We start from the raw sequence: 8695 nt of genomic DNA on the forward strand, positions 1-8695 counted from the left end.
TGCATATTGCACCGATCAGCCGCAGTGAATTATTGGTGAATGTTTATTATCTTGCAAATCAGGCTATTAAGCATCATGGTACTTATCAAGGCTGGCAGTCAAGGAAAGTATTATAAAGAGTTTGAAAAAACTCTTTTTTCTTTTCTTATTCAATATTATAATGTACATATGAATCATCAGGTCATAGGAATTTTGGCTCATGTAGATGCAGGTAAGACAACATTGTCGGAAAGTCTTCTTTATCTGACAGGAGCTATACGAAAAAAAGGAAGAGTGGATCATCAGGATGCTTTTTTGGATTATGATCCGCAAGAAAGAGATCGTGGTATTACGATTTTTTCAAAGCAGGCTCGTTTTTCTTGGAAAAATACCCGTTTTACCTTAATTGATACACCCGGTCATGTTGATTTTTCCAGTGAAATGGAAAGGAGCTTATCTGTATTGGATGCTGCTATCTTAGTGATCAATGGGTGTGACGGGGGACAGAGTCATACAGAAACAATCTGGCGTATTTTGATGCATTATCAGAGACCGGTATTCATTTTTGTCAATAAGATGGATATCAGTTATCTGACAAAAGAAAAGCTGATGGAAGATCTGCATCGCTTAGATATGAGGATCACAGATGTGACTTTATCAATGGAGGAAGCTGTTGAACAGATGGCTACCAGCAGTGATGAAATGCTTCAGAAATATATGGCACATGAAATCGATGATACGGACATTCAACAGGAAATCGTGTCGTTACATCTTTTTGGCTGTGTATTTGGAAGTGCCTTAAAAGGGGATCAGGTGGAACGCCTTTTAGATATCTTAGATGCTTATACGATAAAAAAGACATATCCGAGACAGTTTGGTGCCCGTGTATTTAAGATCACGCATGAGGATCATAAAAAATGGGTACATATGAAAATTACCGGTGGCAGCCTAAAGGTCAAAGAAAAGATCAATGATGAAAAGGCAGATCAGATTCGTCTTTATTCGGGAGATCGTTTTGAAAGCGTACAAAGTGTCGATGCAGGTGAGATCTGTGCTGTCAGTGGTTTAAATTCACTCCAGATCTATGATTCCCTGGGTTATGAAAAAACATCACATGCCCCTCTTTTGACCAGTTATATGAAATATCGTCTTTTATTGCCAAAAGCATGTGATGTCGTAGGAATGGTCAGAAATTTAAAGATGCTAAGTGAAGAGGATCCGCAATTGATGGTGAGCTATGACGAAGAATCGAAGCAGATCTATCTTCAGGTCATGGGTGAGGTACAGATCGAAATTTTAAAGAATTTGATCTTTGAACGTTTTTCAGTACCGGTTGAATTTGATCAGGGAAGCGTGATCTTTAAAGAAACGATCACAGAAGCAGTCGAAGGTGTCGGACATTTCGAACCTTTGCGTCATTATGCGGAGGTACATTTGCTTTTAGAGCCTTTAAAAAGAGGTGAAGGACTTGTTTTTGAGAATCGGTGCAGTGAGGATGTGTTGGCAAAAAATTGGCAGCGATTGATCATGACCCATCTTGAGGAAAAGGTACATCGGGGAGTGTTGAGCGGTTCAGCCATTACGGATATGAAAATAACGCTGTTGACTGGAAAGGCTCATCCGAAGCATACTGAGGGCGGTGATTTCCGAGAAGCGACCTACCGTGCAGTCCGACAGGGGTTGAGAAGCACGACGTGTTTGCTTTTGGAACCTTATTATGCTTTCCGGTTAATGCTTCCTGCTCATGTTTTAAGCCGTGCCATTTTTGATATTGAAAAGATGCATGGTACGTTTCAAGTAGAAGATAATCAGGGGGAGATGAGCGTTTTAAGCGGGAAGGCTCCTGTAAGGCTCATGCGTAATTATCAATTAGAGGTGTTGAATTATACCAAGGGTCGCGGAAAGCTGATTTGCAGTCTTGCAGGCTATGAGGAATGCGTGGATCAGGATGAAGTCGTTGCTTCTATTGGTTATGATTGTGACCGTGATACTGAAAATCCGTGTGGTTCTGTTTTCTGCCGCAATGGAGCCGGCTTTTTCGTACCTTATGACAAGGTCGAGGAATATATGCATATTAAAAAGGTATTCCGCAGCGATGCGGATAAGTATCGTCCTTATCAGCCAAGAAAGGTAGATGAAGAGGAAGTCTTAAGAGTTTATGAGCGTACCTATGGAAAAGTCGAAACACGTCTGTATCGTCCTTCAAATAGAAGAGATGATGAAGAAAAGATCGATATAAAAAAAGAGGTGAAGAAGGCTTGTCTGTTGGTGGATGGATATAATATCATTCATGCCTGGGAGGAGCTGGCTTTATTGGCGAAAGATAATCTGGATGCGGCTAGGAGTCGCTTGATCGATCTGTTGTCAAGTTATCAGGGATATCGTAAATGTCTGTTGATTTTGGTGTTTGATGCATATAAGGTAAAAGATAATATCGGCAGTATGACGTATAATGGCAGCATTTATATCGTTTATACCAAAACAGCGCAGACTGCTGATGCCTATATTGAAAAAGCGACCCATGAAATGAGTCAGGATTATCTGGTTCAGGTAGCTACGAGTGATTCATTGGAACAGCTCATCATTTCAGGACAGAGGGCATTGCGTATATCGGCACGTGAATTTGAAAAGGAAGTGGCTTATGTTTGTGAAACAGGTCTGAAGGAATATGAGTCAAAGCAGGGAAGAAGCGGGCATCGTATGCTTGAAGGGTTGCGCAAGGTGAATGAAGAAGAATAGTGGAGGAATTGGATATGCAGAATATGGATTATTATTATGATTTTTCCGGTCAGAAATTCGGGTATCCCTTGAGCTTAAGCATCAATAGCTTTGAACGGGTCGTTTTTTCACGTATCCAAAGCCTTGAGATCTGTTATGTATTAAAAGGGGAGTATGAGGTCATTACCGAGCATTTTTCAGAATTGCTGCGGGAGCATGAATTGGCCTTGATCGCTCCTGATGAGATTCATAAGATCTGTTGCCATGGGGAAGATGAGAATGTGGTCTTAACGATACATATTGATTTTTCAAAGCTTCCTTCATCGATGGCAGGACATAAAAACTCATTTCTTTCAATGATCTGTACAGAAAAGCGTCATAAAGACATGCTGGATGCTTTTAAAAGGTGTATGGGCCAGCTGATCGGATTGCTTCAGAAGAAGGATTATAATTTATTTGAATTGAATAAGCTGATGATGGAGCTGATGGCGATTGCTTCGGATTCCCGCAAGTATTCGATCGAACAATTACCGCTTTCCTCTCAGCATAATGAAAACTATATGAAGGCCATTCGCTATATCGATCATCACTATCAGGAGGATCTGCATTTGAAGGATCTTGCGAAAACCTTGAATTTCAGTACCTCTTATACCTCAAAGCTATTTAAAAAATATAATCAGATCCCTTTTGTCAAATATCTCTCTTATGTGCGTTTAAGAGCTTCGCTTGAGGCACTGCTTGAGGGAAAGCATACGATCGAGGAGATTGCCAGGGATTGCGGTATGCCGAATGCCAAGGCCTATACGATGGCTTTTAAAGAGATGTATGGTATTTTGCCAAGCAGCTATCGCAAGCAGTTTGTACGTAATAGGAAATATGATGAAGAACATCGTGACCAGGAAATGGCACTGGATAAAAAACAGCTTTCTTTATTGGCACATCTGATTCAAAAGGATACATATTTATATGAAGATGAAAGAATCGTATTGATGAAGCAGGCAGAGGGCTATACGATGATGATGAAAAAGCAGGCGGACCGGTTTGTTGTGGAAAAGGATCGTATTTGTCTGGCATTTGAAGAATAGAGGCGTTTGAATAAGACGTCTTTTTTTGTTCATGTTTTAAAAATAAAGTAAGTATTCATGACAAAAAATGACCTTTACTATCAAGATATATTGGTGAAAAAATGCACAAAGTATGTTAGAATGAAATCGTAAAGGAGTTGATAGCGATGGATAAATATCCACATTTGTTTTCACCGATCAAAATAGGTGAAACAGTTGTGAAAAATCGAATCTTCATGCCACCTTTGTCAACAAATCTGGGAAATAAAGGATATGTGACAGATGAGCTGGTGGAGCATTATAAGGCTCGCGCGAAAGGCGGTGTCGGTCTGTTTGTGACGGAGGTCGTTACCGTTGAGCCTACTTATGTATATCTTCCGGGTGATATGTCGATTCATGATGATTCATTTATTGAAGGATGGAAGAAGCTGGTGGATGGCGTTCATGAATATGGTGCAAAGATTTTGCCTCAGTTATTTCATCCTGCTTACATGGCCTTTCCGATTCCGGGTACCCCGCAGCTGATCGCACCGAGTCATGTAGGTCCATATTATGCGAAAGAAGCACCACGTCCTGTCACAAAGGAAGAACTGAAGGTGATCATCCGTCAGTTTGGTGAAGCTGCTTATCGTGTGAAGCAGGCAGGCGGTGATGGTGTGGAAATTCATGCCGCTCATGCGCACGGACTTTTGGGAGGCTTCCTCTCACCGTTGTATAATAAGCGTGTCGATGAGTATGGCGGAGATATCAACGGACGGCTGAGATTGACCTTGGAAGTGATCGATGAGGTACGTCGTAAGTGCGGTAAGGATTTTATCATTGATGTACGTATTTCAGGTGATGAATACAGTGACGGAGGTTTGAATATCAATGATATGATCTATGTGGCCAAGCAATTGGAAAAAGCAGGCGTTGATATGCTTCATGTGTCCGGAGGTACGACGATTGCCCGCGGAAGCTCCATACCTGCACCGGGAACGAAGATGGGTTCTCATGCCGCTTTATCAGCTGAGATCAAAAAGTATGTTTCCATTCCGGTGGCAACGGTAGGAAGAATTACAGAGCCTTGGATTGCGGAAGAGCTGATTGCCAATGGCAAGGCAGATGCCTGCATGATCGGACGTGCGAACTTATGTGATCCTGAATTTGCGAATAAGGCAAGAGAAGGAAGAGAGGATGATATCCGTCCATGCATCGGCTGTCTGCGCTGTCTGAATGGCATCATGTTCGGCAAGCGTGTTTCCTGTACGGTCAATCCTTCTTTTGAACTTGAAAACGAGGATACATTGACAGCTGCCGAAGTGAAGAAGGATGTGTTGGTCATCGGCGGTGGTGCTGCCGGTATGGAAGCAGCCTATGTTGCCGCAAGAAGAGGTCATCATGTCGTTCTTTGTGAAGCAAATGAAGAGCTGGGCGGTGCATTGAAAGCAGCCTCGGTTCCGATTGGCAAACAGGATCTGACAAGGGTCGTTAAATTCATGAAGCGCCGTTTGGAACAGGAGCATGTTGACATTCGCTATAATACTGCTGTTGATGAAGATATGTTGACAAATGAATTTGCCGGTTATGAGGTCATTGCCTCTACGGGAGCCAAACCTGTCATCCTTGACAGCCTGACGGACTTTAAACAATGGATGAGTGCAGATGATATTCTGACAGGCAAAGCCTTCCCTGGAAGAAAGATCGTTGTTTTAGGTGGCGGCAGCGTTGGCTGTGAAACCGCAGATTATCTTGCACCGCTGGTCAATGATCTATATCCGCGAAATCGTGAGATCATCGTATTGGAAATGGCAAAGGGCATCATGATGAATGAAAGCGGACCGGGAAGAAGCCTTTTAGTCCAGCGTATGATGCGTAAAGGAGTCAAGATGATCTGTGAAGCGAAGGTAACAAAAGCGGAGGCTGATAAGATCTATTATGTCAAGGATGGTGTTGAGCATTGCATCAATGATGCGGATACGCTCGTCTTTGCGGTAGGTTACAAGTGTGATCCAAGCGTAGAAGAAATGTTGAAGAAAGCAAATGCCAGCTATCACCTCATTGGCGATGCCAATAAGGTCGGCAATATCAAAGATGCGATTTCTCAAGGATATGAAATCGCCAAGCAATTATAATAGGAGGTACTTATGAAATTATTAGAAGAAATCAAAGTCGGTAATCTGACATTAAAAAATCGTATCATGTTTCCACCTCTGACAACCGGTTATGAGGAAAGAGATGGTTCCATCGGTGAAAGAAGCTTTAATTTTTATACCCGATTGGCAAAGGGCGGTGTAGCTTATGTCGTTATCGGTGATGTTGCACCTGTCAATACGGCTTCACCGACACCAAAGCTCTGTGATGATTCTCAGATTCCTACATTTAAGAAACTGGCAGATTCATTACATCAATATGATTGTAAATTAGCTTTACAGATCTTCCATCCTGAATATGATGTTCCGGGTGTAGGAAAAATGATCATGGCTGCCAGAATGGCCGGTGTAGCAGCCCAGAAAGCAAAAGAAGCAGGCGATATGGCTACTTTTGAAGCAAAGATGGCAGAGTCCAAGAAGGTAACGGCAGATGCTTATGCGAAATTGCATCATGATATGCAGCACTTTGTAAGCGAAGCTACTAAAGAACAATTAGATGATATCAAACATTCTATTGCGCAGTGTGCAAGAAGAGCGATGGAAGCCGGTGTGGATGCGATCGAAGTACACGGGGATCGTTTATTAGGTTCTCTTTGTTCAACTGTCTTGAATCACAGAACGGATGAATATGGCGGATCTTTTGAAAATCGTGTTCGCTATGCCTTGGAAGTAGTTAAAGCAATCAAAGAAGCAGCTCCGTCATTGATGATCGAATATAAGCTGCCATTCATCACTAAGAATGCAGATGGCAGTGATCGTGGCAAAGGCGGTTTGCATGAAGAAGAAGGTATCCTGTTTGCGAAGAAACTGGAAGAAGCCGGTGTCGATATGATTCAGGTGGCTCAGGCAAACCACACAGGCAATATGGGTGATACGATTCCACCAATGGGTACCGTTCCATATAACTGGACATTACCGATCTGTAAACGTGTAAAGGAAGCCGTTAGTATTCCTGTGGCAACTGTCGGACGTGTTGTCAGCGTAGAAGCCGGTGAAGAAATCTTAAATAACGGTGAAGCCGATGTGATCGGTTATGGACGTTCCTTATTATGTGATCCGGATATCGCAGTAAAGGCTGAAAGAGGCGAACCGATCCGTGAATGTCTTAACTGTAATAAGGGATGCGTGGATGCCATTCAGGGACGTAAATATATTTCTTGTGTATTGAATGCGGAAAACGGTGATGAAGGAACGATCTTTATCAAGCCAAGCGATCAGAGCAAGCATGTCGTGATCGTAGGTGCCGGTATTGCCGGTCTTGAAGCAGCCCGTGTGGCAGCACTTCGCGGTCATAAAGTGGATGTTTATGAAAAAGAAGATCATATCGGCGGTCAAATCCATCTGGCAGCTGTACCTCCGAGAAAAGCTGAGATCATGCGTTCAGTTGAATATTATGAAAAGATCCTTCCTCGTTTAAATGTGAATGTACATTTGAATACAGAGGCAACAAAAGACATCATGAATGATGCGGATGCGGTAATCGTCGCTGTGGGCGCCCATGATTTGCATTTACCGATTCCGGGTGCCGATTCCAGCAATGTCGTATCAAGCTGGGATGTATTGGCAGGTAAGGTAGAAGTAAGTGGTCACTGTGCTGTTATCGGCGGTGGTCTTGTAGGTACGGAAACTGCTGAATATCTGCTTGAAAAAGGCTGCCAGGTATCGATCATCGAAATGATGGATAAGATCGCTAATGGTGAGTCTGGAACGATCTTACCATTGATCATGACTGACTTTACAAAGCATGGTGTAACTCAGTATGTGAATACCAAAGTAAACAGCATTACGAATGATGGCAAGAAAGTATTGGCAACCAATACCGCAGAAGGAAAAGATGTGGAAATTGATTGTGATATGGTTGTCATGGCTGTTGGTTCTAAGAAGAACACGCTGGATGTTGAAGGTGTTACCACACCTCTCACTTATGTAGGTGATTGTTCAGGTGACAGGACAGCAAGTATTGCGGAAGCCATTCGTTCCGGATATAACGCAGCTAACGAAATTTAATAAATCTAAGATTCTTCTCATGATGAGAGGAATCTTTTTTTTTGAAAAGCATCTTGAAGTTTTTGAAAGTTCTATCTATAATAAAGCTGTAAGATAGTTTTTATGGGTGTAAACTATCTTTCTTTTTTATTACAAGACAGCTTTATCATGATTTCAAGAAGCCGTCTGATTGAGTGAATCAGCAGGCGCATTTCTTTTATCAAATCTACCATATCAGTACCTTTGCCTTTCTGCAATCGATAAACCTGTAGGCTCAGGTGCCTTTTTCTATCTCACAAGCCTTGGGACTTACATACTTGATAAGTAAAGCCCGATTAGATGAATATCCCTCTACTATGATATATCCATAAAATCTATAAAAATCCCAATGAAAATAAAATAAATTAATATAATTTTACTGGATTTATAGTACAAGGAAATGTAGGAATATATAAATAATGAACGAAAAATATAGTTTTTTTACTCAAATGTTATTGAAAACGCTTATTTTTGTGTTAAAATTTAAATGTAGGAAGATGTTAAACAGAGGCTTGATTGTTCAAGATATAACTGTATAACAAAAAATACAATTGTCGATCAGGTCCTTGGTTACACAAAGCTTTTATTGTTGTAAATGGTTTTCGTGTATATAACATTTTCGGAAAGGGAAAGATATATGAAAAAGATCATGAGAATTATTTCTGTGAGTCTATGTCTCATGCTTGCCTTGTCAGTTTCTGCTTCTTTTACTAAGGCTGCAGCAAGCGAGATACAGACAGAAGATTCTGTGGCACGTGTCGGTGATGAATATTATGA

The 8695-nt window shown here is 41.6% G+C and carries 4 protein-coding genes; all 4 read left to right on the forward strand.

What is annotated here, in order from left to right; all coding sequences use genetic code 11:
* Positions 1-75 precede the first annotated feature (75 nt).
* The 4 genes from Q0K35_RS06925 to bilR all read left to right on the forward strand — a co-directional run bounded on the left by Q0K35_RS06925 (position 76) and on the right by bilR (position 7900).
* Positions 76-2718: a translation factor GTPase family protein gene (locus tag Q0K35_RS06925; protein WP_365936216.1), complete on the forward strand. Its 2643-nt coding sequence runs from the start codon at positions 76-78 to the stop codon at positions 2716-2718.
* A gap of 14 nt (positions 2719-2732) precedes the next feature.
* Entirely contained in the window at positions 2733-3782 is a 1050-nt protein-coding gene (locus Q0K35_RS06930) for a helix-turn-helix domain-containing protein (protein WP_294561934.1), read from the forward strand.
* Positions 3783-3928: 146 nt separating this feature from the next.
* Positions 3929-5875 carry an FAD-dependent oxidoreductase gene (locus Q0K35_RS06935; RefSeq protein WP_294561935.1) on the forward strand — a complete coding sequence of 649 codons (1947 nt, stop codon included), beginning with the start codon at positions 3929-3931 and terminating at the stop codon, positions 5873-5875.
* A 12-nt stretch (positions 5876-5887) separates the two neighbouring features.
* Positions 5888-7900, forward strand: coding sequence for a bilirubin reductase, long form (bilR, locus tag Q0K35_RS06940; protein ID WP_294561936.1), 2013 nt, complete (start codon positions 5888-5890; stop codon positions 7898-7900).
* The last annotated feature ends 795 nt before the right edge of the window (positions 7901-8695 follow it).

Source organism: uncultured Traorella sp. (genome assembly GCF_944327115.1).
Classification (GTDB): domain Bacteria; phylum Bacillota_I; class Bacilli_A; order Erysipelotrichales; family Erysipelotrichaceae; genus Traorella.

What these genes read in the sequence shown, in the direction of transcription:
- bilR (WP_294561936.1), top strand. Translation starts at nt 5,888, where the DNA reads ATGAAATTATTAGAAGAAATCAAAGTCGGTAATCTGACATTAAAAAAT.
- Q0K35_RS06930 (WP_294561934.1), top strand. Translation starts at nt 2,733, where the DNA reads ATGCAGAATATGGATTATTATTATGATTTTTCCGGTCAGAAATTCGGG.
- Q0K35_RS06925 (WP_365936216.1), top strand. Translation starts at nt 76, where the DNA reads ATGGTACTTATCAAGGCTGGCAGTCAAGGAAAGTATTATAAAGAGTTT.
- Q0K35_RS06935 (WP_294561935.1), top strand. Translation starts at nt 3,929, where the DNA reads ATGGATAAATATCCACATTTGTTTTCACCGATCAAAATAGGTGAAACA.